The 26,221-nt window shown below is 69.8% G+C and carries 26 protein-coding genes and 1 tRNA gene; 10 read left to right on the plus strand and 17 right to left on the minus strand.

All coding sequences use genetic code 11. The features are described 5' to 3' along the window. Window positions 1-8 precede the first annotated feature (8 nt). On the minus strand, window positions 9-518 hold the full coding sequence (locus tag LCY71_RS07620) for a DUF7858 family protein (protein ID WP_225335766.1): 510 nt from the start codon (window positions 516-518) through the stop codon (window positions 9-11). A 194-nt stretch (window positions 519-712) separates the two neighbouring features. Here LCY71_RS07620 and LCY71_RS07625 point away from each other — a divergent pair, with 194 nt between their 5' ends. Continuing rightward, window positions 713-1,573 carry a transcription initiation factor IIB gene (locus LCY71_RS07625; RefSeq protein ID WP_225335767.1) on the plus strand — a complete coding sequence of 287 codons (861 nt, stop codon included), beginning with the start codon at window positions 713-715 and terminating at the stop codon, window positions 1,571-1,573. A gap of 55 nt (window positions 1,574-1,628) precedes the next feature. On the opposite strand, the gene LCY71_RS07630 is transcribed toward LCY71_RS07625, so the two are convergent. Genes LCY71_RS07630 through LCY71_RS07660 form a run of 7 tightly spaced genes read right to left on the minus strand, consistent with a single transcriptional unit; the run spans window position 1,629 to window position 7,241 of the window. Then, complete coding sequence (locus tag LCY71_RS07630) at window positions 1,629-2,297, minus strand: MinD/ParA family ATP-binding protein (RefSeq protein ID WP_225335768.1); 669 nt, start codon at window positions 2,295-2,297, stop codon at window positions 1,629-1,631. After that, a complete protein-coding gene (locus LCY71_RS07635; protein WP_225335769.1) occupies window positions 2,294-3,091 on the minus strand; it encodes a DUF7857 domain-containing protein in 798 nt (265 codons plus the stop codon). Before LCY71_RS07635 ends, LCY71_RS07630 begins: the two co-directional genes overlap by 4 nt. Before the next feature lie 25 nt (window positions 3,092-3,116). After that, window positions 3,117-3,896 (minus strand): DUF7856 family protein, encoded by a 780-nt coding sequence (locus LCY71_RS07640; RefSeq protein WP_225335770.1) that lies wholly within the window; start codon window positions 3,894-3,896, stop codon window positions 3,117-3,119. Further along, complete coding sequence (locus LCY71_RS07645; protein ID WP_225335771.1) at window positions 3,893-4,228, minus strand: DUF7855 family protein; 336 nt, start codon at window positions 4,226-4,228, stop codon at window positions 3,893-3,895. The genes LCY71_RS07640 and LCY71_RS07645 overlap by 4 nt, the downstream gene beginning before the upstream one ends. A gap of 30 nt (window positions 4,229-4,258) precedes the next feature. Continuing rightward, a complete protein-coding gene (locus tag LCY71_RS07650; RefSeq protein ID WP_225335772.1) occupies window positions 4,259-4,828 on the minus strand; it encodes a DUF7504 family protein in 570 nt (189 codons plus the stop codon). 29 nt (window positions 4,829-4,857) lie between these two features. Further along, on the minus strand, window positions 4,858-5,145 hold the full coding sequence (locus LCY71_RS07655; protein ID WP_225335773.1) for a DUF7854 family protein: 288 nt from the start codon (window positions 5,143-5,145) through the stop codon (window positions 4,858-4,860). Continuing rightward, a complete protein-coding gene (locus LCY71_RS07660) occupies window positions 5,145-7,241 on the minus strand; it encodes a minichromosome maintenance protein MCM (protein WP_225335774.1) in 2,097 nt (698 codons plus the stop codon). The genes LCY71_RS07655 and LCY71_RS07660 overlap by 1 nt, the downstream gene beginning before the upstream one ends. Window positions 7,242-7,432: 191 nt before the next feature. On the opposite strand from LCY71_RS07660, the gene LCY71_RS07665 reads away from it, so the two are divergent. Further along, window positions 7,433-8,002 carry a DUF8173 domain-containing protein gene (locus LCY71_RS07665; protein WP_225335775.1) on the plus strand — a complete coding sequence of 190 codons (570 nt, stop codon included), beginning with the start codon at window positions 7,433-7,435 and terminating at the stop codon, window positions 8,000-8,002. Window positions 8,003-8,017: 15 nt separating this feature from the next. Here LCY71_RS07665 and LCY71_RS07670 read toward each other — a convergent pair whose 3' ends face one another. The 3 genes from LCY71_RS07670 to LCY71_RS07680 form a co-directional block, all read right to left on the minus strand. After that, window positions 8,018-8,827: a hypothetical protein gene (locus LCY71_RS07670; RefSeq protein WP_225335776.1), complete on the minus strand. Its 810-nt coding sequence runs from the start codon at window positions 8,825-8,827 to the stop codon at window positions 8,018-8,020. A 93-nt stretch (window positions 8,828-8,920) separates the two neighbouring features. After that, window positions 8,921-9,445, minus strand: coding sequence for a hypothetical protein (locus LCY71_RS07675; RefSeq protein WP_225335777.1), 525 nt, complete (start codon window positions 9,443-9,445; stop codon window positions 8,921-8,923). A gap of 197 nt (window positions 9,446-9,642) precedes the next feature. Beyond that, window positions 9,643-10,821, minus strand: a complete 1,179-nt coding sequence (locus LCY71_RS07680) for an MFS transporter (RefSeq protein WP_225335778.1) — start codon at window positions 10,819-10,821, stop codon at window positions 9,643-9,645. Between the two features lie 234 nt (window positions 10,822-11,055). Here LCY71_RS07680 and LCY71_RS07685 point away from each other — a divergent pair, with 234 nt between their 5' ends. From LCY71_RS07685 to LCY71_RS07695, 3 genes are all read left to right on the plus strand, one after another. Then, entirely contained in the window at window positions 11,056-12,006 is a 951-nt protein-coding gene (locus LCY71_RS07685) for a DMT family transporter (RefSeq protein ID WP_225335779.1), read from the plus strand. Window positions 12,007-12,417: 411 nt separating this feature from the next. Further along, window positions 12,418-12,630 (plus strand): hypothetical protein, encoded by a 213-nt coding sequence (locus LCY71_RS07690; protein ID WP_225335780.1) that lies wholly within the window; start codon window positions 12,418-12,420, stop codon window positions 12,628-12,630. A gap of 197 nt (window positions 12,631-12,827) precedes the next feature. Further along, a complete protein-coding gene (locus LCY71_RS07695) occupies window positions 12,828-13,226 on the plus strand; it encodes a response regulator (protein ID WP_225335781.1) in 399 nt (132 codons plus the stop codon). A 96-nt stretch (window positions 13,227-13,322) separates the two neighbouring features. On the opposite strand, the gene LCY71_RS07700 is transcribed toward LCY71_RS07695, so the two are convergent. Next, window positions 13,323-13,787, minus strand: a complete 465-nt coding sequence (locus tag LCY71_RS07700) for a response regulator (protein WP_225335782.1) — start codon at window positions 13,785-13,787, stop codon at window positions 13,323-13,325. Window positions 13,788-14,184: 397 nt separating this feature from the next. On the opposite strand from LCY71_RS07700, the gene LCY71_RS07705 reads away from it, so the two are divergent. Next, window positions 14,185-14,475: a hypothetical protein gene (locus tag LCY71_RS07705; RefSeq protein ID WP_225335783.1), complete on the plus strand. Its 291-nt coding sequence runs from the start codon at window positions 14,185-14,187 to the stop codon at window positions 14,473-14,475. An 83-nt stretch (window positions 14,476-14,558) separates the two neighbouring features. Here the strand turns inward: LCY71_RS07705 and LCY71_RS07710 are convergent, their stop codons facing one another. Next, window positions 14,559-15,227: a hypothetical protein gene (locus tag LCY71_RS07710; RefSeq protein ID WP_225335784.1), complete on the minus strand. Its 669-nt coding sequence runs from the start codon at window positions 15,225-15,227 to the stop codon at window positions 14,559-14,561. Window positions 15,228-15,586: 359 nt separating this feature from the next. Between LCY71_RS07710 and LCY71_RS07715 the strand changes: the two genes are divergently transcribed. Next, window positions 15,587-15,949 carry a hypothetical protein gene (locus LCY71_RS07715; protein ID WP_225335785.1) on the plus strand — a complete coding sequence of 121 codons (363 nt, stop codon included), beginning with the start codon at window positions 15,587-15,589 and terminating at the stop codon, window positions 15,947-15,949. A 135-nt stretch (window positions 15,950-16,084) separates the two neighbouring features. On the opposite strand, the gene LCY71_RS07720 is transcribed toward LCY71_RS07715, so the two are convergent. From LCY71_RS07720 to LCY71_RS07730, 3 genes are all read right to left on the minus strand, one after another. After that, window positions 16,085-16,157 (minus strand) — tRNA-Pro (locus LCY71_RS07720). A 71-nt stretch (window positions 16,158-16,228) separates the two neighbouring features. Then, complete coding sequence (locus LCY71_RS07725; RefSeq protein WP_225335889.1) at window positions 16,229-18,115, minus strand: SLC13 family permease; 1,887 nt, start codon at window positions 18,113-18,115, stop codon at window positions 16,229-16,231. 123 nt (window positions 18,116-18,238) lie between these two features. Further along, entirely contained in the window at window positions 18,239-20,281 is a 2,043-nt protein-coding gene (locus LCY71_RS07730; protein ID WP_225335786.1) for a DEAD/DEAH box helicase, read from the minus strand. A 264-nt stretch (window positions 20,282-20,545) separates the two neighbouring features. Between LCY71_RS07730 and LCY71_RS07735 the strand changes: the two genes are divergently transcribed. Both LCY71_RS07735 and LCY71_RS07740 read left to right on the plus strand, forming a co-directional pair. Further along, window positions 20,546-22,582 (plus strand): hydantoinase/oxoprolinase family protein, encoded by a 2,037-nt coding sequence (locus LCY71_RS07735; RefSeq protein WP_225335787.1) that lies wholly within the window; start codon window positions 20,546-20,548, stop codon window positions 22,580-22,582. After that, window positions 22,579-24,369 (plus strand): hydantoinase B/oxoprolinase family protein, encoded by a 1,791-nt coding sequence (locus LCY71_RS07740; protein WP_225335788.1) that lies wholly within the window; start codon window positions 22,579-22,581, stop codon window positions 24,367-24,369. Before LCY71_RS07735 ends, LCY71_RS07740 begins: the two co-directional genes overlap by 4 nt. Before the next feature lie 6 nt (window positions 24,370-24,375). Here LCY71_RS07740 and LCY71_RS07745 read toward each other — a convergent pair whose 3' ends face one another. Then, entirely contained in the window at window positions 24,376-24,747 is a 372-nt protein-coding gene (locus LCY71_RS07745; protein WP_225335789.1) for a cupin domain-containing protein, read from the minus strand. 275 nt (window positions 24,748-25,022) lie between these two features. On the opposite strand from LCY71_RS07745, the gene LCY71_RS07750 reads away from it, so the two are divergent. Continuing rightward, window positions 25,023-26,204 (plus strand): site-2 protease family protein, encoded by a 1,182-nt coding sequence (locus tag LCY71_RS07750; protein ID WP_225335790.1) that lies wholly within the window; start codon window positions 25,023-25,025, stop codon window positions 26,202-26,204. Window positions 26,205-26,221: the final 17 nt, after the last annotated feature.

Here is a 26,221-nt window from a genome sequence, read left to right on the forward strand (position 1 = left end):
AGACGTTCTCAGAGCAGGTCGTCCGGCGCTTCCAGCGCCTCGCCCAGCGACGCCTCCCTGTCGGCAGTTGCGTCGGTGTAGACGAGCACGCCCTCGGCGGCCTCGCGCGCTTCCGGAAGCGGGTCGTGGGTCTCGACGTAGGCGACCAGCGCGAACTCGCGGGGACCGACGCCGGCCAGCGTCGCCGCCTCGTCCCGGGAGAGCCGCCCCTCGATCCAGTCGCGGACGAGCTCGCGGCCGCACGGGCCGACGGGGCAGACCTGCTCGCCCAGCAGGTGGAGCGTCTTGGCCGCCGTCACCGGCGGGACCTCGGCGGCGTGGCCCGCGTCGCCGACCGAGCTCCCCTCCGCGTAGGTCTCCACGACCGTCGCGGCCGCCTCGGGTTCGTAGGGGAGGTCGGCGTCCAGTTTGGCGAACCGGTCTGCGAGGTCGGCGGCCGTCCGGTCGACGGTCGCGACGCCGCGGTCCCGCTGCTCGGTGGTGGCCTCGAGTCCCGCAGCGATGTCCGACAGCGCCATTGGTATCTCGTTCCTGATCCCGTAATTTAAGGCTGGCGGAGGGAGCGGACCGGCGTCGGACAGCGAGAGGGAAGCGAGACCGTCACCCGCCGGAGTATCTACCGGTAACCGGTCGGTAGATCGTGCCGAAGTCGTTCGTTTCGCCGCCGGATCGCTCGTTTTAAAAGTCCGATCGGGCCGCAGTTCCACACGTGATGAGCGCTACGACGCGGACCTGCCCCGAGTGCGAGGGGCGACTGGAAGCTGAGGGCTGCGAGACAGTCTGTGCCTCCTGCGGCCTCGTGGTGGCCGAGGACGCGATCGACCGCGGGCCGGAGTGGCGATCCTTCGAGGACGACGACACCGACCGCGCCAGGACCGGCGCGCCCCTGACCCGCTCCCGGCACGATCGCGGGCTCTCGACGGAGATCGGCCGGTCGACGCGGCTCAAGGGCCGCAAGCGCCGGCGGATGGCCCGGATGCGCCGCGAGCACAGCCGCGCGCAGACCGGTTCGAAGCGCGACCGCAACCGGATGGTCGGGTTCATCGAGGTGCGCCGGCTGGTCAGCGCGCTGGAGCTGTCGGAGACGATCCGGGACCGGGCGTGCGTCCTCTTCGAGTCGGCCCAGGAGGAGGACCTGCTGGTCGGCCGTTCCATCGAAGTGTTCGCTGCCGCGGGCGTGTACGCCACCTGCCGGACGGCGGGGCTGGCGCGTACCATCGACGAGATCGTCGACGCCGCCCAGGCCGACGGCGACGAACTGCGGGCCGCCTACGACGCGCTGAACCGCGATCTGGGGCTCCCGACCGGGCCGATCGATCCCCGCGAGTACCTGCCCCGCTTCGCCAGCGAGCTAGACGTGCCGCAGCGAGTCGAGCGGCGCGCGACGGAACTGATGGACCGCGCCGAGGAAGAGAACCTGATCGCCGGCAAGAACCCCGGCGGCGTCGCCGCGGCCTGCCTGTACACCGCCGCCCGCGAGGCGGGGCACGACCTCACCCAGCAGACCGCCGCCGACGTGGCCGACGTGAGCCCGGTGACGCTCCGGTCGACCTACCAGGAACTGACCGAGTGATATCGATTGTCGTACGCCAGGAGAGAATGCTCGGCGGGAGCTTGCCGAGTATCTCTCATCGGGTACGACAATCGCTATGAACGGCAGCAGCGAGCTTCCCGAATCTATCGCGAACGCGGCTCGACGGCGCCGTCGCGGCCAGCGGCCGTCCCGCGGCCTGCGCGCTGGCGACGACGTCGCTCTCCGGGACGGCGACGACCAGCGCTCCGAGGCGGTCGGCGACGGACTCCCGTGGCGGATCGGGGCCGGCGCGGTTCAGGACGACCCGCGCGAGGCCGGCGTCCAGCCGGCAGGCCAGCGCGCGGATCCGGACCGCGTCCGCAAGCGCCGCCCGGTCGGGCGTGGTGACGAGCACGCAGGCGTCGGCGACGTACAGCGGCAGCCCCGCGTCGGCGCGCATCCCCGCCAGCGAGTCGACGACGACGGTCCCGTACTCGCGCTCCATGCGGGCGACCGCGTCGGCCAGCCTCGCCGGGTCGGCCGCACGGGCGCCCGACAGCGAGCGGCCGCAGGGGAGGACGTCGACGGGCCCGTCCTCGCGGACCGCCTCGACCGGGTCCGCTCGCCCCGCGAGGACGTCGTGGAGGTCCGGACCGCGCGCCGACGGCAGGTCCGCCATCGCGAGGTCGGCGTCGACGGCGACGGCGCCGAGTTCGGCGGCGAGGTTGTACGCGACCGTCGACTTCCCGACGCCGCCCTTGCCGCCGGTGACGGCGAGGATCACGAGATCCGCTCCAGCGTCTCGACCGGCACCGCCGCGCCGGCCGCGCGGTCGGCCAGCCGTTCGGCCCGCTCCGCGACCGCCCGGAGCGCCGCTGCGTCCCGCTCGGTCGCCTCCGAAACGCGGGTCGCGCCGTCGAGGCCGCCAACGGACCGGAGCGCCCGCGTCGCCCCAGGGAGCGAGTCGGCCGCAGCCAGGGACTCGGCGCGGTCGATCCGGACCTCGACGTCGTCGAGCCACGCCGCGACCGGCTCCGGCGGGGCGGCGTCAGGAGCGGGAGCGCCTCCCTGTGCCCGTGTTTCGGCGAGAGCGGCGTCCGCAGCGTCCGCGTCGGATTCGGCGGTTCCGTCGCCATCGCCCGGCTCGTCGCGGTCGTCGGCTCCCCCGTCCGATCCGTCGCCGGCGGGCAGCGGCACGGCGTCGCGCGGCGGCGACGGATCGCCCAGGTCGCGAACGACGATGCCCGGGGAATCGGGCGCGTCGGGCGTGAGCTCGGGCACCTCGTCCGGTTCACTCGCGTCGTCGTCGGGCACCGACTCGACCAACTCCAGCGGCGGATCGGCGGGCGACGCCGGGGACGCGTACCCGACGGCGCGCCGGCCCGTCGCGGGCACGACGACGGAGACGCCGTGGTCGTCCCATCCGTCCTCGGGGACGCCCTGGCACCGCGGCGGCCAGATCGGCCCGTCGAGGCGGTTCGCCAGCCGGACCCGCCGGCGCTCTCCCCCGCCACGCACGACGGCGGTGACGAGCGTCACGTCGGCGCGGACGGTCGTCGAACACGAAAGCGAGACCATGGGGCGGGTGGCCCCGTCATCCGGCTTAAACTACCGCAACGGGGGCGCCGATCCAGTCGGCGGCCGCGGCCGGTTCGAGGCGATCGCTGGCGAGGACGACGGGCGCGCGGACGCGAGCGACCCGCAGGACCGCCAGCGCCTTCGTGACGGAATCGACCTCGTCCGGCGCGCTCGCGGGTGCCAGCGCGGCGAGCGCGACGCGGTACTGCTCGCGGACGGCGTCGGCCAGGTGGGCGCGGGCCGCCCGGTCGAGGTTCGCCAGGCGGTCCTCGAGGCGCATGCGCTCCTCGCGACGGTCGCGCCGCTCCCGGGCGAGCTCGCGGGCCTCGGTCGCCGCGGCGCGCTCGGTCTCGAGCTCCGAGAGCCGCGTCGCCGCCTCGCGGAGGCGCTGGCGGGCGTCGCCGGGGTCCTCGTCGCGGTCCTCGGCAGCCTGCACCCGGCCGCGGAGCTCCGCGACCCGTTCGCGCAGGCGAGTCACGTCCCCTTCGGACGGCGACTGTCGCAGTGCGTCGGCCGGCGATCCGAACGACGCCAGCCGCTCGCGGAGGCGGGCGCGCTCGTCGTCCTGGGGCGCCGCGAGGCCACGGGAGCGGGCCGCGACCGCCAGCGCCGCCCGCTCGGCCAGCGACGTTCCGGACCGGACGACGCCGACGCGGTCGTGGACCGGCCCCGGAGCCGGGCACTTGACCGAATACGGCAAGGAATCGCCGCGGATCGCTGCCGCGAGCGCGTCGGGGTCGACCGACCGCTCGCGGAGGTCGGCGACGGCGCCGCAGTGCGTCCGCCCGTCGATCCGGACGATCACACGTCCCGCCGGCGTAGCTCCTCGGGACCGGGGAGGTCCGTGCCGGCCGCGAACTGCCGGTACGGCGTCGCCGCGCTGTCCCGGTCCTCGTACTCCCGGGCCGCCCGGCAGACCGGGTCCGGGAGGTCGCTCTCCGCGAACGGCGTCACCCGCTCGATCTGGACGTCGAGTCCGTGCTTCTCCCGGAGCCGCAGCGCCTGGAACGCACCGAAGCCCGTCGCCTCGAACAGCGCTGCCCGCCCGAAGCGACGGACGACGTCGTCCTCGTGGGCGCGGCTGACGTTCCTGAGCGTCCGCCGGGCCGCCCGGGAGTAGGTGATCACGAGGAACACGGCGGACGTTACGGGATTAAGATGTTAAAATTAACTGTCTGAGACAGCGTCCGTCGACGGTCGAGCCCGGACCGCCGGCTCCGCATCGGATTCGACGAGCGCGTCGCACAGCGACGCGACAACGCCGGTGGTCTCCACGTGGTGGTCCGGCGCGAGGTGGAAGTGCGCGCGGGCGCCGGCCTCGCGGATCTGCGCCGTCAGCGTGTGCAGGAACCGACAGACGCCGTCCCGGTCGGCGTGCTCCAGCAGCGCGGTGATCGACTCGAAGCAGACTGTCAGGTCGCCGTCGTGCTCGGAGAGTTCGCGACTCAGCTTCAGCCCCAGCGCTGGCAGGTCGCCGGGCTTCGAGACAGTCTCGACGTGGACGTCGCCGACTGCGTCGGCCTCGCCGGGCAGGCCGCCCACCGACAGGACCCCCGCCGTGTCGGCCTCGTCGATCGCTCCGGCCACCGCGCAGGCCGACCGCTCGTGACACACCCATAGCACCTCGCGACCGGCGCTGACGTCCGCTTCGACCAGCTCCCGGCAGACCGACGACTCGTCGGGCGAGTGGATCACCAGGACTGTCGGCGCGTCCGCGACGCGCTCCGCGACTGTCATCGAGCTATGATGGTAGCTCGACCGACAAGTCAGTTGCCCTCCACCGGCTCGACCTCGAACCGGCCCGGGTCGTCGACCAGGGCCGCGACGCGCTCTCGGGCCTCGGGCCGCGACGCGGCGACCACGACGACGCCGTCCGCGCCGGCACTCCCGGTCTCTCCCGCCGCGCGGTAGGCCCGCAGGTCCCCCTCGAACTCCGTCGCGTAGGTCCGCAGGACGCCCCTGACCTCCCGCTCCAGTTCCGCGAGCGACAGTTCCCCCTCCTCGAAGTTGGCCAGCGCGTCCTCGACGTTGCGGAGGGCGGAGATGCGGTCCATCAGGTCGTCCGGAGGTGATCGGTGCGGGGCTCGTACACCTCGCCTTTCTGTTTGAGCTTCTCGATCTCGCTCTCGGCCTTGGGTTCGTCGATGCCGACCTCCTCGGCGCGCTCGATCACGACGTCGATGGGCGCGCCCTCGTCGTACTCGTCCTCGATGTCGGCGATGATCCCGCGGATGTTCTGGATGCGGTCCCGCTGGCTCTTGGAGGTGCCCGTCTCGACGACGTCGGCGTCGAACTCGCCGGTCTCGGGGTCGACGCCGATCTGCTCCATGCAGTACCGGGTGATCGAGGTCGCGCGCTCGGCGTCGTCCTCCTCGACGGTATCGGAGAGGCGCATCCGGGCGGACGCCTCCGCCAGGCGCACCATCGCCTCCAGCTTGCGGGCCGTGACGGGCACGGCGGCGTCCTCGTCGGTGCCCTGCAGGCGCAGGTCCACGTAGAAGTCCTCGATGACCTGCTTGGCCTCCTCCGTCATCGTCGGGAAGCAGTTGCGCTTGGCGTAGGCCACGTACTTGCGCAGCAGCTCCGGCTTGATGGTCGGCGCGACCTCGTCGGTGACGTTGTCGACCTCCTCCTGGGTGTAGTCCGAGGTCGCCGTCTCCTGACGGTGAGTGTGCAGCTCCCCGGCGTAGTTCGTCTGGATGATGTGCTCGGCCAGGTTGGCGTCCTCCTCCTCGTCGGGCTGGTCGGTGACCGTGAAGATCAGGTCGAACCGGGAGATCAGCGCGGGTTCGAGGTCGATCTGCTCGCCGATGGGCTCGAACTGGTCGAACCGGCCGTACTTGGGGTTCGCGGCGCCCAACAGCGAGCAGCGGGACTTCAGCGTCGCGTTGATCCCGGCCTTGGAGACACTGATCTTCTGCTGCTCCAGCGCCTCGTGCATGGCACTGCGATCGTCCGCGGCCATCTTGTCCAGCTCGTCCACCGCGGCGATGCCCTGGTCGGCGAGGACGAGCGCGCCGGCTTCGAGCGTCCACTGCTGGCCGTCGCCGAAGTCGTCCCTCACAGCAGCTGCGGTGAGCCCGGCGCTGCTGGACCCCTTCCCGGAGGTGTAGACGGAACGGGGAGCGATGTTTTGAATATATGACAGCATCTGAGATTTTCCTGTTCCAGGGTCCCCTATCAGGAGCATATGGAGGTCTCCACGTATACGAGATCCGTCGGGAAGGTCCTTGGTAACCCCGGAGAACAGCTGCATGATCATCGCGAGCTTCTCCTTCTCGTAGCCGTAGATGGAGGGCGCGATGGCGCCGACCATCTTGTCGTAGATGTCGGGCTCGTTGGACAGCTCGACGATCTCCTTCTTGTCCTCGTCGGTGATGTCCATGTCCTCGAACTGCTCGTCCTCGATGGTGACGTCGACGCCGTCCATGTAGACGTCGAACATCGGGGACTGGTCCTGCTCGGAGCCCTGCTGGTCGAGTTTGAGGACGCCGGTGACGGTGACGTGGTCGCCGGCGGTGACCTCGCCGGTGATGTCGTCCTCGATGTTGATGTCGATAGACTGGGGCGTCTCGCCGCCGCGCAGTCCCTCGGGAGACTCCTGGACGCGGATCTTCTGGGCGTCGACGAACTCCGACTGGTCCATGTTCAACCGGAAGGGACCCTGGCGTTCACAGCCCTGGCACTCGTGGGGTTCCTGGAAGTCGCCGGAGACCTGGGGGATGCGCGTGAGGGTGCCACAGCGCTGGCACTCGAAGGCGGCGGTGGTCACCTTCGGTCGGACGTTGGTGGCCTTGCGGACGATGCCGGTGACGGCGATGAGGCGGCCGTGGTGTTCGTGGCGGATCGCCCGGATGTCCGTGCTCTCGGGCAGGTTGTGAAAGCGGACGTGGGCCTGGCCGAGCTTGACGTCGATGGGGAGGTCGAACAGGCGCAGCGCCTCCTCGGCGTAGTCCTGCATCTGCTCGGGCTTGGTCCGCACGTCGTCGGCCAGGTCCGGATCGAAGCGATAGAGGTCCTGCCAGTCCACCCACAGGGACTTCTGGTCGCTGGGATACTTCTGGGCGAGCTCACCGATCTCGTTTCGGTAGTAGTTGCGATAGAACTCGTCGAAGGCGTCGGTGAGCTCCGTGTTCTCGACGCTGGCCATCTGGGCTTCCCCTACTGCCTCCTTTGCCAAGAACCTTCGCAAAGCCGGGCGGAAGTGGTCCGCGACGGTCAGTGAGCGGCCGGTGTGAGCGGTGCTGGCGGTCGCTCCCGACAGCTACACGTGGGATCTACTCGGTCGCGATCACGGTACCAACCGAAAGCACTTATTCCCGGTGTCGAGAGGGGCCACTGATGCCCTCCACTCGATCGATAGCGAGCGTCGGAGGCTCGCTCGCCCTGGGCCTCGCAGTCACGGGCGTCGCCGCGGCGCAGGCCCCCGGAACCGGCACCGGACTCGACCTTCACGTCGAACTGGCCGCCCGGTTCGTCGGTGCGTTCATCGGGAACCTGATCGTCGGCGGTCTGCTCGTCGCGCTGGGTCCCGGGTACGCGGCGGACAAGGTCGACGAGATAGCGGACGATCCGGTAGCGGCCTTCGTCTGGGGACTCCTCGTCGGCATCGGCGTGCCGATCGTCCTCGCCCTGTTCGCCATCACGATCCTCGGACTCGTCGTCACGATCCCCGGACTGATCGTCGTGGCCATCGTCGGCCTGGTCGGGCAGGCGGTCTCGGTGGTCTGGGTCGGCGACGCGATCGCCGGGAGCGGCAGCCGGGTCGGCGGCAAAGCGGCCCTCGTCGGGGCCGTCGCGCTGGCCGTCCCCGCGGCGATCCCGATACTCGGAAACCTGCTCACGACGCTCATCGGGTTCTTCGGAATCGGCGTCGTCGGGCGCGGACTCTACGAGTCCTGGCGCGACTGACCGCGCACCCGCGCCCTACTGCTCGTCGAGGATTTCGTCAGTCCACTGCTCGGGGACGACCAGCAGCATGGCGTCGTCGGCGAAGGCGTCGGACGTGGCGAACACGATGTCGGTCCCGCTCACGACGGCCACGCCCCCGTCAGTGAGGCTGTCCCAGTGGTCCAGAATCGCGTCGGGTACCCGCAGCGTCCGCTCGTCGTCGACCTCGCTGCTGGCGACGTACCGGAACGCCGGGCGCTCGTCGATGTGGTCGTACTCCCGCGAGACGGCGACGGCGCCGTCGGCGTCGCGGACGCCCCAGAACGCCTCGGCGTTCAGCGAGAGCTCCCCCTGGTTGAACGCGCGCTGGGGTGCGGGCACCTCGCTGGAGTGCTCGTCGAAGGCGGCCGCGCCGAGGCGCTCGTAGGTCTCGTCGTCGGGGATAGTCGGCTCGTCGTATTCCGGTTCGGTCGGGTCGGCTTCCGAGTCGGTAGCCTCAGCGCCGGCGGCCTCGGTGCCGGCGGGTGCGCCCCGGTCCTCGCTGGCCGCGGCGTCCATCGGTCGATCGGCGGACTCCCTCGCCGAGCGCCCCAGCCCGACGGCGAGCGCGGCGAGGAGAGCGCCCGCGGCGAGGGAGGCGATGCCGCGCCGACGTCGGCCGTCCCGAAACGCCCGGACGCCCCGGAGGACGGCGAACCCGACGCCGACGGCCGGGACGGCGCCCGACCGGAGGCCGCGCCGCGCGACTGACTTGACTCGACCTGCCGTGCTTCGGCCGCCGCCGGCCGCGCGATCCGTCTGACTCCCGGTGTCGCCGGACGCCTGCGGTGCTCGTTGCTGACTCATGTCGCTAGAACGTAAGGTTTCGGCGCATAAATCGGTGCGGGCACGCCGGCCGCGAGCGGTCGAAATTCGCCGCACCCGTGACGGCGACAGGTCTCAGTCCTCGGCGTCGTCGGCCGCTCCGGCGTCGTCGGTCGCTTCGGGCTCCTCGGTCGCGACGGTCTCGAGGAGGGTCTGCCGCTCGTCGAAGTAGGCGGGCGCGTTCTGGTCGGCTTCGAACTCGACGATCCGCTGGAGGGCGTCCTGCCCGTTGTCGACAGTCGATTCGATCTCGGCGCCGAGGTCGGCGTAGCCGGCGGCCAGCGCCTGGAAGGCCTCGATGCGGGTCTGCTTGGCCTCCACGAGGGCCTGCTTCGTCTCCAGGTTCGACTGGACGTCCTCGATGTCGTCGAGCTCGGCGTCCGCGGGGGTCTGCGTCGACGGCGGCGACTGCGGCCCCGTCACGCCCTCTGCGTGCTCGTCGAGGCGCTGCTGGATCTCGGTCATCTCGTCATCGATCTCGTCGAGCAGCGCCGCCGCCTCGTCGCTCATCGTCTCGACTCTCCCCGAGAGCAGCCCCGCCTGGGTCCGGCAGTACTCCACGAACTCGTCGACGGACAGATCCGGACCGTCGTCGCTCATGCCACCGGGTACTCACCCCCCGCCGAAGTCTCTTGGGGACGGGCGGGAACCGCGACTGACGCGGTGTTCGCGGGACCTGGATAGCTTCGTGGTATTAAATGTCTCTTTATGACTTCAAATGGCAATAAATTCCAGTAGATATCATCTCGAACCGGAGTCTGGCATCCGCGGTTTCGGGGGCGAGTTCCGGTCGGCACTCACGCTCCCGACGCGGCCAGCCCTGTCACGCGGCGGCCGCCGAGCAGGAGCACGAGGCAGGCGGCCAGGCCGAGCAGGACGAGCATGGCCTCGCCGATGGAGTAGACGTCGGCGAGGACGCCGACGGCGGCGGGGACGATCAGGAAGCCGAGCTGGCTGGAGACCATGGCGACGGCGTTGACGGGGCCGGTGTAGTCGGGGGCGACCTCGACCCCCCAGGTCAGCAGCAGGGGGAAGAACCCGGAGACGAAGAAGCCGATGCCGAAGGTGACGGCGAAGAACGGGAGGCGACCGAGGTCGCCGACGCCGAAGAGGACGGCGAGCAGGGCGACGAGGGCAGCCGCGGAGACGAGGACGACGTCGGGCGGCGAGGCGCGGTCGGCGAGGAAGCTGAAGCCCAGGCGGCCCGGGACGTAGGCGGCCAGGTAGACCGACAGCGCGAGGTTGGCCGCCGAGCGGGGGAGGAACTGGATCACGTAGTAGGGGTACCAGCTGAAGACGGTGCTCTCGATGCCGCCGACGAGGATCAGGGCCAGGCCCATGCCGAGGATGGTGGGCCGGGAGAGCAGCGGCCGGAAGTCCTCGCGGGAGAACGACCGCTCGCTGGTGACGTGGTCGGGGAAGCCGGACCGCCACGCGAGGACCGCGATGACGAGGTAGGGGAGCCCTAGGAGGTAGTAAGTCAGGCGCCACTCGCCGACAGTGAGGACCCAGGTGACCAGGAACGGGCCGAGCGTCGCGCCGACGGCCCAGGCCATCGTCTCGAGGCTGAACATCCGGCCGCGGTTCTCGGGGTGGAGGTGGCTGAGGATCGGTCGATCGAGGGCGCGGACGATGCCCAGCGCCGCGCTCTGGACGGCCACGAAGGCCAGCAGGGCGGCGAACGTCGGCGCGAGGCCGATGAGGACGAGGCCCGCGCTGGTCAGGACCAGACCGATCACGAGCGTCCGCTTGATGTCGAGGCGGCCGGCGAGCACGCCGATGATCACGACCGGGCCGACGAATCCGATCGTTCCGAGGGGCGTGATCAGCCCCAGTTGACTCTCGGAGACCTCGAAGGCGGTCTGGAAGCTCGGGACCAGTGCGCCGCGGGCCTGCAGCGCCGCGCCACCGGCGGCCACCGCCAGGAACACCACGGCCGTCCACACGCGTCGAGTACGGGTGTCAGTCGCTGCCACGGAAATAGCTGCCTGCAGGAGCGAAAAAGCCTACCGATCCTGTCCGACCGTATCGACCGCCTAACTGTTCTCGGCCGAACGCGGTGGCCGGGTTCGGGCAAAACCCGTCATAGGATTAACTGTTCCCGGGCAGGGTGACCTGCCCGATGGAACCGCCGGCAACGTGGGACTTTCCCGTGTCCCGGCCCTGTCGTCGGACGTGTTCGCTGGTCGACGCCGAGGCGGTGAGAGAGCGTGGTAGCGCGGCGCTACGCCAACGCCGTCCTGTTCGTCCTGCTGGCTGGCCTGTTCGGGATCTCGTTCGTCGCGATCAAGGCCGGCCTCGAGGCCATCCCGCCGCTGTTGTTCGCAGCGGTCCGGTTCGACGTGGCGGCGCCGTTCGTCCTCGCGTACGCGGCCTGGCGCTACGACGCCTGGCTCCCGCGGGACCGGTCGGACTCCCTCAGCGTCGCGGTCGGCGCCGTCGCGATGATCGCGGCGAACAACGGGCTGCTGTTCCTCGGCCAGCAGACGACGACGCCGGCGACGGCGTCCGTGATGTACGGGCTCAACCCGATCCTGGCACCGGCGTTCGCCTACCTGCTCCTCGACCAGCGGATCGATCGCCTGGGCTTCGCGGGCATCCTGCTGGGCCTGGCCGGCGTGGTGATCATCGTCCAGCCGTCGCCGGAGACGCTGACCGACGCGTCCGCGCTCGGGCAGCTCTACGTCCTCGGCGCGGCCGTCGTCGTCGCGCTCGGGAGCGTCCTCCTGCGGCGCTTCGAGTCGACCATCGGCAGCGTGCCGATGACGGCGTGGGCCATGGCGCTGGGCGCCGGGCTGCTCCACCTCGTGAGCGTCGCCGTCGGCGAGTCGCTCGCGCCGGGCACGTGGTCACCGACGGTCCTGCTGGCCGTCCTGTCGCTGGGCGTCCTCTCGACGGCGATGGCCTATCCGATCTACTTCGCGCTCATCCGCCGCGTCGGCCCGGTCCGGACGAACCTGGTCGCGTACGTCGTCCCTGTGGTCGCCGCGTTCACGGGCTGGATCCTGCTGGACGAGGCCGTCACGCTCGCGACGGTCGCGGGCTTCGTCGTCGTGGTCGCCGGCGTCGTCCTGCTGGAACGGCAGGTCGTCCGCGAGGAGGTCGCGCGGGCGTACGGCGCGATCGCCGGGGGCCGGCCCGCGTCCTCAGCCGACGACTGACCGGTGCCGCTTCCCCCGTCTCGAAACCGGCTCCCGGTCACCGGACGGCTTGCTCCGCCCGCTCGGACGCCGGACGGCTCGTTCCGCCCGCCGTCCGAGCCCGCGCTCACTGTGTTCGCGCGGACGCCGGCAGACTCCCACTGGTCGACTCCCGAGCCCGTGCTCACTGTGTTCGCGCGGACGCCGGTACCGATCGGAAGCGACTCGACCCAGTACCGTGGTCGAAGCGGGCCGGTCGCCGCTGATCACCCCCAGCAGCGGTGATCTCCTGTCTTCGACCGCCCGTCCCATTCACACCCCGACCGCATCGCCGATCATAGCCGTGTGCGACCGCGTTCCCGGTGCGGTCGGACTGTTGTCACTCCCGTAGTGAACGAACGCTTTTGACCCGGTCGAACGTGCGCCGATGCGATGGGTGATCAGGACGAAGACACGCGGCTCGTCGCCGTCTGTGCGGACTGCGGGGCCGCGTACGCGGCGAGAGTGCTGAAGGACGGTGGGATCAAACCGATCGGAACCAAGGGCGGCTGCAGCGAGTGCGGCGGCACGGAGTTCGAGCCCCGGTCCGAGGCGGACCACCCGGGCGACGACGGATCGAACGACCCGGATGCTGCCGAGGACTGACCGTCGACGTCCGACCCGAAGAAAGCCGGCGCGGTCCAGAACGCTCAATCCGACGGATCGGCGGCCGTCGCAAAACCGATCGAGAAGCGGTGTCGTCCGCAGTTTCGCCTGACTGGCGTCGATCGAATCACGCCGTCGACGGAGCGCACGTGTCGGCGGACGACAGTCTTAACACTGGCAGACTCATCAAGAGCTTAATGAGTGTTCTAGACATATTCGGCCACGTCCTCCTCGTGGAAGACAACCCGGGAGACGTCCGGCTGACGCGGGAGATGCTCCAGAACGGGGAACTGGAGCCGGCGATTCACGCCGTCTCCGACGGGCCCGAGGCGCTGGCGTTCCTCCAGCAGCGCGGCGAGTACGCCGACGCGCCCCGGCCGGATCTGATCCTCCTCGACCTGCACCTCTCGCGGATGGACGGCGACGAGGTGCTGGAGATGATGGCGGACGACGTGCGCGACATCCCGGTCGTCGCCGTCTCCGGGTCACAGGAGGGCGCAGCGCTCAAACTAGACGACATCGAGGACGACGTCGAAGCCTGTCTGGTGAAACCGATCGAGCCCGACGACCTGAAGGACGTCGCGAAGGCACTGTAGCCGCGTCGCTCGGTTCCGTCTCGCTGCTCCCGGACGTCGCCTTCTGCTTCCTTTCTCGCTACCGCTTCTCTCGCCGCCGCTTCCCTCGGGCGCTCCCTACCGCTTGACTGGCGGCAGTCGCGCCTGTCGCAGCCAGAACCGCTCGACCGCCCTGACCACGTCCTGGAAGTCGTCCATGCCCGTGGGCTTCGTCAGGTACGCGTTGGCGTCCGCCGCGTAGCACCGCTTGACGTCCTCCTCGGCCGTCGAACTCGTGAGGATCAGGACCGGCAGCGACTGGAGCCGCTCGTCCTCCCGGATCGCCTCGAGGACGTCGTAGCCGTCCTTCCGCGGGAGATTCAGGTCCAGCAGGACGATGTCCGGGAGCGACACCCCCTCGTAGTCGCCCCGTCCCTTCAGGAAGTCCTCGGCGTCCTCGCCGGTGTTGACGACCTGGAACGCCGTCTCGATCCGCGTTACCTCGAACGCTTCCCGGAGCAGTCGGACGTCGCCGGGATTGTCCTCAACGAGGAGTATCTCGACCGGTTCGTCGGATTGCTGCTGATGGGCTGTGGCAGACATAGTGAAGCGACGACGGACCCCATGATGCGCCCGAGTTCGCACCCGGCTCGTCTAATCACTCGGTCTCATCGCGGGCGACGAGACGCACAGTGCGAGAGCCCTCTCGTTGCCCTATCTAGTAAGTCAGGCAATATAAAGAGGCGGTTTTGCGCAGTGCGTCGAGAACCGGGTCGGCCGAGATCTGGTCCGACTGTGGCGCGCGAGCGCGCCGCGGTGCGGATAGCTGGATGAATGGAAAAGAAGTTGGGACGAATACTGGACTGTATCGCATGGATACTGAACGTTTCCTCAGCCGAATCGGAGTTATCTCGTACTAATCTGTATCTATCTCGCTAGTAACTCGTCCCCAACTCGACGGTATCGTTACGGGCGGTAATCGGAATCGTCCCACTGGAGGATGGAGCAACTTCGATCTGTACTCGGACGAATCGTCGGATCGATACGGGACGAGGAGCAGTCCGAGACGGGCGTCTCTATCGACCGCATCTACCGGTGTACCTACTGCCACTGTACGTACGCGAACCAGCTCGAGAAGTGCCCGGAGTGCCGCATCGGGCAGCTTGTACGAAGCGGGCCCGACGCCGAGGCGACGTCCGGCCTCAGGTGCCGGGACTGCCACGCGACTGTCGACCCCAGGTACGAACGCTGTCCGGACTGCGGCTGCCCGCGGCTCGAGGACGTCAGTTAACCCGACCCGCCTTCTCACCGCTTACCGCTGCTCCGCTTCGACAGCGTCGCCTCCCCACTTCGCTCTCGCTCGGCGTCTCCCGCTCAGGCGTCCTCCCGCTCGGCCCGGAGCACTGGGAGGTCGTCGTACTCGTCGACGACCGTCTCGGCCACGCGGTACTCGTCGGGCAGCGCGTCGCGGACGTCCGCCACCGGCGCGCCGAACGCCGGGTGGCACTCGACGACGAGCGAGCGCGGGCGCGGGCCGAGCGACTCCAGGATGCCGACCTCAGCCCCCTCGCAGTCCAGTTCGAGGACGTCGCAGTCCGGCAGGTCGGCGGCCGCGACGCGGCGCGCCTCGGCGGCGTCCCCCCACAGGTCCACGGCGTCGCCGACGACCGCGTGCTCGACGGCCACGCTGTCGCCGACGCCGTTGCGCGCGGCGGTATCGCGGGCCAGGTCGACGTACTCCCGCGCGGCCTCGAAGATCCGGACGCCGTCGGCGCCGCTTTGCACGGCGTAGACGGCGGTCACGCCGCGGCCGCCGCCGACGATGACGACGTCGTCCCCCGCCTCGACCGCGTCGCTCAGTTGCCGGACCGACTCCGCCTCGAAGTCGGGGTAGGCGGGCGTCTGATCGAGGAGCGCGCGGTCCTTGACGGCGACGCCGTTGTACTCCCGGACCGTTCTGGGGAGGTGCGGCCGGACGTACCGGTTGTAGATGGGCTGCAGCCGATAGAGGACGCCGTCTGTGGACTCGCTCTCGCCGTTCATCACCCACAGTGTTGGGTCTCTGCGACGTTAACGTACTCCGTGTTTTCTTGCGGACTGGTCTGCAAGCAGGGAGGTCTGGTAGTCAGTTGCCTTCTGGAAGATGGTTCTATATATACTAGATGGAACCAGTCTGCCAGCGTAGAATCGGAGATCCGTAAAGTGGTCAATACAGCGGGTAGACGTATCGGTATGTATGGGACTTATGCGTGTCTGATATCAAACAGCAGTATCCGATGAACCGTCGTCAGGTACTCAGACGCTTGGCAGTAGCTGGGAGTACCTCTGTTGCCGGTTGCTCGTCTGTTCGCGGCTCTGAAACGACCGTTCTTGGGAGAATCGAAGTTGTCAATTTTTCACCCGTGGCAAATCGAATCCGATTACTCGTGACCCGGGAAGATGACGATGAGAATCTTCTCGACCGGACGATGACGTTGCCAGCAGTTAACGCCGAAAACGGTACACCGGGGGTAGTTATCGAGCCCACCTGGTCAGAAACACAGGGTGAGTATACTGTCATCGCGGTCCATTACGGCGAGGATGGCGATAGGGAAACCGAGGATTGGGAGTACACGTTCACACGAGAGGACTACAACACGTACTATGACGATCAAGAGGACCCAGGCTGTATCGGTGCTATCGTCAAGATCGGGACTGTCACTGATACGGAGAACGGCACAATTGGGATCGGCCCGACCGACATGGAGAATCCCTGTGGGACGTAGGATTCTCGATTAGGGTCGGTACGTTCGCACATCAACTGACCAGCCGTTGTACGGAAACGCTCGCGTCAAAGTCAACGTGTATCGGCGGCCGCTGCCCACACGCGCCGCTCGTGAGTGAGCGGCGCGAAAAGTCAGTGGGACCGCCCGGATTTGAACCAGGGTCAACGGCACCCAAGGCCGCAAGGATACCAAGCTACCCCACGGTCCCGCACCACAACGTGTGCCCGTCGCGGAGTAAAGGGTTTCGTTGCCCTGAGCCTCCGCCACGCACCCACACGGTCAGGGCGTCAGGCCCCAGAAGAATGCGATGCCGAGCGTCGTCACCACGGCGAAGATGGCCTGCAGCGGCGCGCCGACGCGCAGGTAGTCCGTGAAGCGGTAGCCGCCGGGGCCGTAGACGAACAGGTTGGTCTGGTAGCCGACGGGAGTCATGAAGGCCGTCGAGGCGGCGAAGGTCACGGCGAGCACGAAGGCGAAGGGGTTGGCTCCGAGCTGGACCGCTGCCTCGGCCGCCACCGGGATCATCAGCACGACGCTGGCGTTGTTGGAGATGATGTTCGTCAGCAGCGCCGTGACGACGTACATCATGCCCAGCACGAGCAGCGGCGGGAGCGCGGGCGCGACGGCGACGATGCCGTCGGCGATCAGCGCGGCGCCACCGGTCGCCTCCAGCGCGACGCCCAGCGGGATGACGCCGGCCAGCAGGAAGATGACGTCCCACTGGACGGCCTCGTAGATCTCCGGCGGGCGGAGGCAGCCGGTGAGGATCATCCCCAGGGCGCCAGCGAGCGCGGCGACTGCGATGTGGATCGGCGTCAGCGCGGCGGCGGCGACCACGAGGCCCACGATGCCGACGGCGACGGGGATTCTCGACTCCCGGAAGTTCGGGCGGTGGACCTCCTGGGCGACGATGAAGTCGGGGTTGTCGTTCAGGCGATTGACGCTGGCGTTGGTGGCCTGGACGAGCAGCGTATCGCCGACGCGCAGGCGGACGTGGTCCATGCGCTGGCGCATCACCTCGTCGCCGCGGCGCAGGGCCAGCACGGTCGCGTCGTAGCGCTGGCGGAACGTGGCGGTGGCGAGCGACTCGCCGACGAGGCTCGATCCCGGCGAGACGACCACCTCGACGAGGTTCTGGCTGCCCTCGCCGGCGACCTCGAGTTCGCTCTCGTCGACCTGGACGTCGGGCAGCAGGTCCAGCCCCTCGGTGTCCATGAGGTTCACCAGCGTGTCCCGGTCGGTCCGGACGGCGAAGACGTCGCCCTGGCGGATGGTCTTCGGCCCGAGCGGTTCGAGGAACGTCTCGTCGCCGCGGATCAGCTGCACCAGGTCGACGTCGACGTCGGTCTCCTCGATGGCCTCGCGAACGGTCTGGCCGGTCAGCGGCGAGTCCTCGCGGACGACCACCTCGGTCAGGTACTCGGCCATACCGAACTCCTCGGTGAGGTCCGTCTCGGGCTCGATCCGCTCGGGCGTGAGCCACCGGCCGACGGTCATGAGGTAGACCGAGCCGATCACGAGGACGACGACGCCGAGCTGGGTGAACTCGAACATGGAGAACTCCCCGAGAGCGCCGTAGCGCGCCGGGTCCTCGACGGCCAGCCGGCCCGACAGCTCGCTGGCGAGGATGTTGGTCGACGTGCCGATCAGCGTCAGCGTGCCGCCGAACATCGAGGCGTACGACAGCGGCAGGAGGAGCTTCGACGGGGAGACGCCGTTCTCCCGCGCGAGGTCGGTGATCATCGGCAGCAGGATGGCGACGGCGGCGGTGTTGTTGATGAACCCGGAGATGGGGCCGACGATGCCCACGGTCGCGCCGAGCTGGCGGAACTCGCTGTCGCCGGTCAGTCCGGCGATTTTCGATCCAAGGATCTGGACGACGCCGGTGCGCTGGACGCCCGCCGAGAGGACGAACATCGCGAGTACGGTGATCGTCGCCGTCGAGGAGAAGCCGGACAGCCCGACGGAGACGGGCGAGACCCCGTCGCCGGCCCGGTGGAGAACGTATATCGGCGATCCCAGCAGCCCGGCGTCGGCCGCGACCTCGGTGACGGGCTCGACGAGCAACAGCGTCACCATCACGCCGATGGCCGTCACGTCCACGGGGAGCCGCTCCGTGGCAAACAGGACCAGCGCGGCGAACACGAGCGCGAAGACGACGGCCATCCCCGGCGTGACGGCGCTCAGTTGCACGGTCCGATGGCGGGGCGCGCCGGCGAAAAAAGCCGCGGATCCGGGCGACCGGGCGGTCGGGCGGTCAGTGTCCTCGCCGCGCTGCTGGGCCGGGCCTCAGTGCTCTTCCTCTCGCAGCTCCATCTCCGCGACGATGTCGTAGGGATGCTGCTCCTTGCGCACCCCGTCGAGGATGGCGAAGGCCTGACCGGGGTCGAGGAAGAAGCGGGTGACGGCCCGGCCCAGCGGCGTGGGCTCCAGCCCGTCGATGAACTCGTACTCCAGCAGCTTCCCGATGGCGTGCTTGGTGGGCACCTCGCCGATCATCCGGTCGTTGAGCGCCTTGGCGCGCTTGCCTGCGACGGTGACGTTAGCCAGCGTCTCCTCGACGGCGGCGGACTCGTCGTAGCGGGTGATCACGGGCTCCATCTCGCCCTTGAGGAGCTTGAAGGCCACCTCGTCCTCCGTCATGTCCATGCTGTTGTGATACGAGCAGTCCGGCTCGACGAGCATGTACACGGTGCCCTTGTCGTGGTAGTCCGGGCGGCCAGCGCGACCGAGCATCTGGCTGAACTCCTGGACGGTGAGCCACTCGATGCCCATCGCCAGCGAGTCGAAGACGACCTGCGAGGCCGGGAAGTCGACGCCGGCCGCCAGCGCCGCCGTGGTGACGACGGCGGCGAGGTCCTGGTCGGCGAACTGCCGCTCGACGCGGTTGCGCCGCTTGTTGTCCAGTCCGGCGTGGTACGGCGCCGAGGAGTACTCCAGCTTCCGGGAGATCTCGTGACAGCGCCGCCGGGAGTTGGTGAAGATGATCGTCTGGCCGCGGTAGCCCTTGCTCGACTTCGCGTCGAACGCGCGCCTGACCAGCTTGTTCTCGATGCGGACCTTCTCCTGGCCGTCGGCGAAGGTGACGTGCCGTTCGATGGGCACCGGTCGCTCCTCGAACTCGATGAGCTGCGCCTCCAGCTTCTCGGCGAGGTCGCTCGGGTTCCCAACCGTCGCCGAGAGGTAGATCCACTGGGTATCGCTGGCGCTCTGGTGGGTTTCACAGTAGTACTTGAGCCGCGAGATCAGGCCGTCGAGGCGGTGGCCACGCTCGCCCTCGCCGAGCGTGTGGACCTCGTCGATGACGACCGTCCCGACGTTCCCGAGGTCCTTGCCCGTCCGGAGGGCGTGGTCGATGCCCTCGTAGGTCCCGACGATGACGTCGGCGTCGGGGTCGAAACGACCGCCCTCGCCGTTGATGCGGCTAGAGCCGACCCGCAGTGAGACGTCGACCATGTCGCCGTAGCGCTCCTGGAACTTCTCGTACTTCTGGTTGGCCAGGGCGACCAGCGGCACGAGGAACAGCATCTTCCCCTTGTTGTTGAGCACGCGGTCGAGTCCGGCCATCTCGCCGACGAGGGTCTTCCCGGTCGCCGTCGCCGAGACGACGAGCTGGTCGCGGCCCTCGGTGACGCCGTTCTCGACGGCAAGGCTCTGGACGGGCAGGAGCGTGTCGAACCGCCCCTCCATGTGGTCCTGAATCCCGGGGTGGAGATCCAGCGAGTCGACCCGAACGGGGTCGACGTCGTCGACCGTGGCGGAGATCTCGTCGAACTTCGTCAGGTCGGGGTCGAGTTCGCCCTTCAGGAGGTTCTCGATGCGGTCGAGGTCCTGGACCTCCAGCAGCAGCTCTTCCAGGCGTGCCCGGGCGTCGCCGGTGATGCCGCCGTTGAGCGCCAGCTCCCGGTCCAGCTCCTCGCGGGCGCAGTCCGAACAGATGTACTCGTCGTCGGCCTTGATGGCCGTGTCCTCGGTGATCGGCGAGTAGCGGCCGTCCGAGGCGCAGTACCGACAGGTCCGGACGACCTTCGCCTCCAGCTGGTAGCCGTCCAGCATCTCCTGCACCTCCTCGCGGCCGGGGCCGGAGGTCTGCTGGGAGATGCGGATCCGCGAGGCCCGGCGGGCCAGCTCCACGAACTGGTCCGGGCTGCGGGGCTCCTCGTCGGTCCCGCGCTTGATCCTCAGCCGGCGGGGCCGCGGACCGGCGTCGGTCTGCTTCACTTCGAGCACGCCGTGGAACACCCGCTCCCCGTCGCGGTGGACGGCCACCCGGTAGTCGTCCCCGCGCTCGTGGAGGAACAGCGTGTCGACGCGTGCGACCTGCTGAGACACGGGCGTACATCGACGTGCGAGGTATTTCAGCCGTTCGGACCGCGGTCGGCCCGGGCCGATCGACGAACGTCGACCGCCCGGTTCCAGTGGAAACGGAGGGGGTCCGCCACGGCGGAAATGTAGACGCCACCGCAAACCACTACCCGGTGCCGGTCCGTGTTACCGACGAACGCAGCACCGCGACGGGCGACTGTCCCGCGGCGACCGAACTATGACACGAGACGCAGACCGCTCTCGCCGGCTGACGGCAGACGGAGGCGATCGATGACCCGCCTTGGCGTCGACGTCGGCGGGACGTTCACGGACGTCGTCGCCGTCGACGAGGACGGACACCTCCGCGACGTCAAGGTACCCAGTACGCCCGACAGGCCCGACGACGGCGTGATCGACGGCGTCCGGCGGGCCGCAGAGGCGGGCGTCGACCTCCCGGACGTCGCCTTCCTCGGCCACGGGACGACCGTCGCTACCAACGCCGTCCTCGAGGGGGACCTCGCGCCGACGGCGCTCGTGACGACCGAGGGCTTTCGCGACGTGCTCGAGATCGGCCGGCAGGACCGCGCGGACCTCTACGACCTGAACTTCGAGCGTGCAGCGCCGCTGGTCCCGCGGGAGCGCCGTCTGACCGTCTCCGAGCGGATCGGCCCGGACGGAGCGGTGATCGAGCCCCTGACCGACGACGACGTCGCCGCGCTGGTCGAGGAGCTGCCCGACGACGCGGACGCGGTCGCGGTCTCGACGCTGTTCTCGTTCCGGGACGACGCCCACGAGCGGGCGATCCGCGAGGGGATCCGAGAAGCGGGCCGCGACGGCCTCGCCGTCTCGCTCTCTTCCGAGGTACTGCCCGAGTTCCGGGAGTACGAGCGGACCTCGACGACGGCGCTGAACGCCGCGCTCGGGCCGCGGATGGAGACCTACCTCGGACGGCTGGCCCGCCGGACCCGGGGGACCGGCGTCGACGCGGCCCCGGTCGTGATGCAGTCCCACGGCGGGCTCACGAGCGCCGACGCCGCCGCCGAGCGGCCCGTCGGGACGGTGCTGTCGGGCCCGGCGGCCGGCGTCCGGGGCGCACAGTACCTCGCCGAGGCGGCGGGCCACGAGGACGTGATCACGATGGACATGGGCGGGACGAGCACGGACGTCAGCCTGATCGAGGGCGGGGACCCGTCGCTGACCACGGACTGGGAGATCGCGGGCCACCCGCTCGGCGTCCCCGCCGTCGACGTCCACACCATCGGCGCCGGCGGGGGATCGATCGCCCGGATCGACGCCGGCGGCGCCCTGCGCGTGGGTCCGGAATCGGCTGGCGCGGAGCCGGGACCGGCCGCCTACGGCCGCGGCGGCGAGCGCGCGACGGTGACCGACGCCCACGTCGCCCTCGGGCGGATCCACCCCGACCACCCGCTCGGCGGCGAGCTATCGGTGGACGTCGAGGCGGCCGAGGCGATCGTCGAGCGGGCCGTCGCCGACCCGCTCGGCCAGTCTGTGACCGAGGCCGCCCACGGCGTCCTCGAAGTGGCGCTGGCGAACACGGAGCGGGCGCTCCGGGTCGTCAGCGTCGAGCGCGGCCACGACCCCCGTTCGTTCGCGCTCGTCGCCTTCGGCGGCGCCGGCCCGCTCCACGGCCCCCGCCTCGCCGAGCGCCTGTCGATCCCCACCGTCCTCGTGCCGCGGCTGGCGGGCGTGCTCTCCGGCCTCGGCCTGCTGACCTCCGATCTGGAACACACGTACGTCACCTCCGTGGTCGCTCCCCTCGAAACGGTGGGCGTCGGCGACCTCGACGGCGAGTTCGACGCCCTCGTCGCCGAGGGCCGCGAGACGCTGGCCGCGGAAGGCGTCGACGCGGACGCGATGCGCTTCGAGCGCTCGCTGGACCTCCGCTACGAGGGCCAGTCCTACTCGCTGAACGTCCCCGTCGAGGGCGAGCCGTCGCGGGAAGCCATAGATCGGGCCGCCGACCGCTTCCACGAGCGCCACGAGGCCCAGTACGGCCACGCCGAGCCCGCCGAGCCGGTCGAACTCGTCAACGCCCGCGTGCGGGCGGTCGGCGAGATCCCGGCCGTCGACGTCAGTAGCGAGGTGACGGGGACGGTCGCCGACGCCGCGCTCGGCGACCGCGAGGTCGTCTTCGACGGCAACTGGCGCGAAGTACCGGTGTACGACCACGCGATACTCCCGCCCGGCGGCACGTTCGACGGCCCCGCCGTCGTTCAGGCCGACGCGGCCACGACGGTCGTCCGGCCCGGCCAGTCAGTGCGCGTCGACGACCGCGGGACCCTCGTCGTCTCCACCAGCCACGCATGACCGACGACAGCCAGGACGCGAGCGACGAATCGCAGGGGGAACCAGTCGACCCGGTGACGCTGGAGGTCCTCCGCAACGCCTTCGAGAGCGTCGCCGAGGAGATGAGCGCCAACCTGATCCGGACCAGCTACTCCCCGAACATCACGGAGCGGGCGGACTGCTCGTCGGCCGTCTTCGACGCCGACGGACGCATGCTCGCCCAGGCCGAGAACGTCCCGGTCCACCTCGGGGCGATGCCTCACTCCGTCCGGACGGTGATCGACGCACTGGAGCTGGGCCCGGGCGACACCGCGATCCACAACTCGCCGTTCAGCGGCGGCGCACACCTGCCCGATATCACCTTCGTCAGCCCCGTCTTCGTCGACGGGGAGCGCGTCGCCTACGTCGCCAACCGCGCCCACCACGCCGACGTCGGCGGGGCCCGCGCCGGCAGCGTCGCCGCGGACGCCACCGGCATCTACGGCGAGGGGCTTCAGATCCCGCCCGTCAGGCTGTACGAGGGCGGCGAACCGGTCGACGGCGTCTTCGACCTCCTCCTCGAGAACGTCCGCACGCCCGAGGAGCGCGCCGGCGACCTCCGGGCCCAGCAGGCCGCCACCGAGACCGGCCGCCGCCGGTTCACCGAACTCGTCGCGGAGCACGGCCGCGAGACCGTCGCGGCCGTGACCGACCGCGTGCTCGACTACGGCGAGCGGCGGATGCGCGACGCCGTGGCTGACCTCGCGGACGGCACCTACGGGTTCGTCGACGCCCTCGACGGCGACGGTGCGGGCGCCACGGACGTGGAGATTCGAGCCACGGTCACCGTCGACGGCTCAGCCATCGACGTCGACTTCGCGGGCTCCGCCGAGCAGGTCGCCGGGCCGATCAACGCCCCCATCGCCGTGACGACCAGCGCCACCTACTACGCGCTCCGTGCGATCACGGACCCGGACGTCCCGCCGAACCACGGTGCCTACCGGCCGTTCTCCGTCTCCGCTCCGGAGGGGACAGTTGTCAACGCCCGCTCGCCCGCCGCCGTCGTCGGCGGGAACCTGGAGACATCCCAGCGGGTCGTCGACGTGGTCCTCGGCGCGATGGCCGAGGCAGGCGTCCACGCGAACGACGTGAGTGTGGGCTCGAAAGACGAGCGGAGCGAGTCTTTCGGCGTCAGCCCGATCGCCGCCGCAGCGAACGGCTCGATGAACAACGTCACCGTCGGGAGCACGGGGGACGCCGCGGAGCCGTACACCTTCTACGAGACCATCGGCGGCGGCTACGGCGCCCGGCCCGAGCGCGACGGCGTCGACGGCGTCCACGCGCACATGACGAACACGAAGAACACGCCCGTCGAGGCGCTGGAACTGTCCTACCCGCTCCGGGTCGAGCGGTACGAACTCCGTCCCGACACCGGCGGTGCCGGCCACCGGCGCGGCGGACTGGGCATCCGGCGGGACGTCCGCGTCCTCGACCACGACGCCTCGTTCTCGCTACTGGCCGACCGCCGTCGCAACCGCCCCTACGGCCTCGACGGCGGCGAACCCGGCGCCCCCGGCGACGACAGAGTCGTCGAGAGCGGCGAGGAGCGGTCCATCGAGGGGATGACCGCGCTGGAGCTCTCGGCCGACGACCTCGTCAGCATCCGGACGCCCGGCGGCGGCGGGTTCGGTCCGCCCGGGGAGCGGTCCGTCGAGGCCATCGAGCAGGACCTGAAACAGGACCGGGTGACCCCCGAGCACGTCGCCGAGCACTACCCGCAGTACGGGAGCGGAAACAAGGGCGGGGACGAACAGGGCGAGGACGGGTGAGAAGCGCTACTCGTCGTCGACCAGTTCGATCGAGTCGTCGCCGGTCGGGACCGCACAGAGGAAGGCCGCTCGCTCGTCGCCGTCGTTCTCGTACCAGTGGGTCGCGCCCGCGGGCACGTGGATCGAGTCGCCGGCCTCGACCTCGTACTCCTCGCCCTCGATGCCGACCGTGTACTCGCCAGCGAGGACGTGCTGCTCGTGCTCGATCTCGTTGGTGTGGCGCGGGACCTCACCGCCCGCCGCCAGCGTGAACCGCCGGATCGCGACGTTCGGCGCGCCGTGGTCCTCGTTCAGGAGCACGCCCTTCTCCAGTCCCTCCGCCGCGTCGACCGTCTCGTACTCGATCTCCGAGGCGCTGCGTACCAGTGGCTCGCTCATGCCCGCCGGAACGGACGGATCGGTGATATGTATGTCGGGTTTCCGAAACCAGCAGCGGGCCCGCCGGTGTGAACAGCCGGAAAGCCCCGACCAGTTCGACTCGGGCGGTCGCTGCGCGCGCTCGCTCCGCTCGCGTGCTTTCGTCGCCCGTCTTCCCGGAGCGTCCGGGGGCTTTCTGGCTGTTCTTGCCCGTAGTGGTAGCACTCACGGCTGTGTCCCGGACTGCTCTTCCTAGGCCCAGCGCTCTTAAGGCCGAGCCCACGGTAGCCCCACGCATGCGACGGTTCCGCATCGGCAGCGCGTTCGGGATCCCGATCCAGCTGGATCTGACCTTCCTGCTGGTGTTGCCGCTGTTCGCCTGGATCATCGGGACCCAGATCGAGCAGACGGCGGCGATCCTCAACCGGGTCGGCGCGGGGCTCGACGCGGAGGTGCTGACGGAGGGGCTCCTCCCGTGGGTGCTGGGCGTCGCCGCCGCGGTGGGCCTGTTCGCCGGCGTCGTCCTGCACGAACTGGGGCACTCGCTGGTGGCGACGCGGTACGGCTACCCGATCGACTCGATCACGCTGTGGCTGTTCGGCGGCATCGCGCAACTAGACGAACTCCCCGAGGACTGGCGGGAGGAACTACTCATCGCCGTCGCTGGCCCGATCGTCAGCGTCGGCGTGGGACTGGCGGCGGGCCTTGGCTTTCTCCTGGTCCCGGGCGACGGCGTCGCGGCCAGCGGGGCGCGGTTCGTCCTCGGGTACCTGGCCGTCCTCAACGTCGCGCTCGCGGGGTTCAACATGCTCCCCGGGTTCCCGATGGACGGCGGCCGCGTCCTGCGGGCGCTGCTGGCCCGCTCGCGCCCCTACGCCCGCGCGACCGAGATCGCCGCCGAGGTGGGGAAGATGTTCGCCGTCCTGCTGGGCATCTACGGCCTGTTCGTCTTCAACCTCTTCCTGGTGGGCCTGGCCTTCTTCGTCTACATCGGCGCCGAGGGCGAGTCCCGTCAGACCGTCATGCGCGCCGCCTTCGAGGGCGTCACCGTCCGCGACGTGATGACGCCCGCCGACCGAGTCACCGCCGTCGACCCCGACGACTCCGTTCGCGAACTGATCGAGACGATGTTCGAGGAGCGCCACACCGGGTACCCCGTCGAACGGAACGGCGCCGTGGTCGGCCTCGTCACCCTCGACGACGCCCGCGCCGTCCGCGACGTCGAGCGGGACGCCTACACCGTCGGCGACATCATGACGACCGAACTCATCGCCGTCGCCCCCGACGACGACGTGATGAGCGCGCTGAACCAGCTCGAGGGGAACGAGGTCGGCCGACTGATCGTCCTCGAGGACGAGGAGTTCGTCGGCCTGCTCACCCGCACCGACGTCATGACCGCGCTGTCGATCATCCGCTCCAGCCCCGACTACGCCGCGACCGACGAGAGCGACGCCACCGTGTTTCGGCCGCAGTCGTAGGGGATGTAGTCGGTGGC

The organism is Halomicrobium urmianum (assembly GCF_020217425.1).
Taxonomy (GTDB): domain Archaea; phylum Halobacteriota; class Halobacteria; order Halobacteriales; family Haloarculaceae; genus Halomicrobium; species Halomicrobium urmianum.

Coding starts and splice junctions, on each gene's coding strand:
- LCY71_RS07750 (WP_225335790.1), top strand. CDS start 25,023: ATGCGACGGTTCCGCATCGGCAGCGCGTTCGGGATCCCGATCCAGCTG.
- LCY71_RS07735 (WP_225335787.1), top strand. CDS start 20,546: ATGACCCGCCTTGGCGTCGACGTCGGCGGGACGTTCACGGACGTCGTC.
- LCY71_RS07670 (WP_225335776.1), bottom strand. CDS start 8,827: ATGAGTCAGCAACGAGCACCGCAGGCGTCCGGCGACACCGGGAGTCAG.
- LCY71_RS07620 (WP_225335766.1), bottom strand. CDS start 518: ATGGCGCTGTCGGACATCGCTGCGGGACTCGAGGCCACCACCGAGCAG.
- LCY71_RS07695 (WP_225335781.1), top strand. CDS start 12,828: ATGAGTGTTCTAGACATATTCGGCCACGTCCTCCTCGTGGAAGACAAC.
- LCY71_RS07710 (WP_225335784.1), bottom strand. CDS start 15,227: ATGAACGGCGAGAGCGAGTCCACAGACGGCGTCCTCTATCGGCTGCAG.
- LCY71_RS07665 (WP_225335775.1), top strand. CDS start 7,433: ATGCCCTCCACTCGATCGATAGCGAGCGTCGGAGGCTCGCTCGCCCTG.
- LCY71_RS07650 (WP_225335772.1), bottom strand. CDS start 4,828: ATGACAGTCGCGGAGCGCGTCGCGGACGCGCCGACAGTCCTGGTGATC.
- LCY71_RS07700 (WP_225335782.1), bottom strand. CDS start 13,787: ATGTCTGCCACAGCCCATCAGCAGCAATCCGACGAACCGGTCGAGATA.
- LCY71_RS07660 (WP_225335774.1), bottom strand. CDS start 7,241: ATGGCCAGCGTCGAGAACACGGAGCTCACCGACGCCTTCGACGAGTTC.
- LCY71_RS07625 (WP_225335767.1), top strand. CDS start 713: ATGAGCGCTACGACGCGGACCTGCCCCGAGTGCGAGGGGCGACTGGAA.
- LCY71_RS07635 (WP_225335769.1), bottom strand. CDS start 3,091: ATGGTCTCGCTTTCGTGTTCGACGACCGTCCGCGCCGACGTGACGCTC.
- LCY71_RS07655 (WP_225335773.1), bottom strand. CDS start 5,145: ATGGACCGCATCTCCGCCCTCCGCAACGTCGAGGACGCGCTGGCCAAC.
- LCY71_RS07745 (WP_225335789.1), bottom strand. CDS start 24,747: ATGAGCGAGCCACTGGTACGCAGCGCCTCGGAGATCGAGTACGAGACG.
- LCY71_RS07740 (WP_225335788.1), top strand. CDS start 22,579: ATGACCGACGACAGCCAGGACGCGAGCGACGAATCGCAGGGGGAACCA.
- LCY71_RS07690 (WP_225335780.1), top strand. CDS start 12,418: ATGGGTGATCAGGACGAAGACACGCGGCTCGTCGCCGTCTGTGCGGAC.
- LCY71_RS07675 (WP_225335777.1), bottom strand. CDS start 9,445: ATGAGCGACGACGGTCCGGATCTGTCCGTCGACGAGTTCGTGGAGTAC.
- LCY71_RS07705 (WP_225335783.1), top strand. CDS start 14,185: ATGGAGCAACTTCGATCTGTACTCGGACGAATCGTCGGATCGATACGG.
- LCY71_RS07725 (WP_225335889.1), bottom strand. CDS start 18,115: ATGGCCGTCGTCTTCGCGCTCGTGTTCGCCGCGCTGGTCCTGTTTGCC.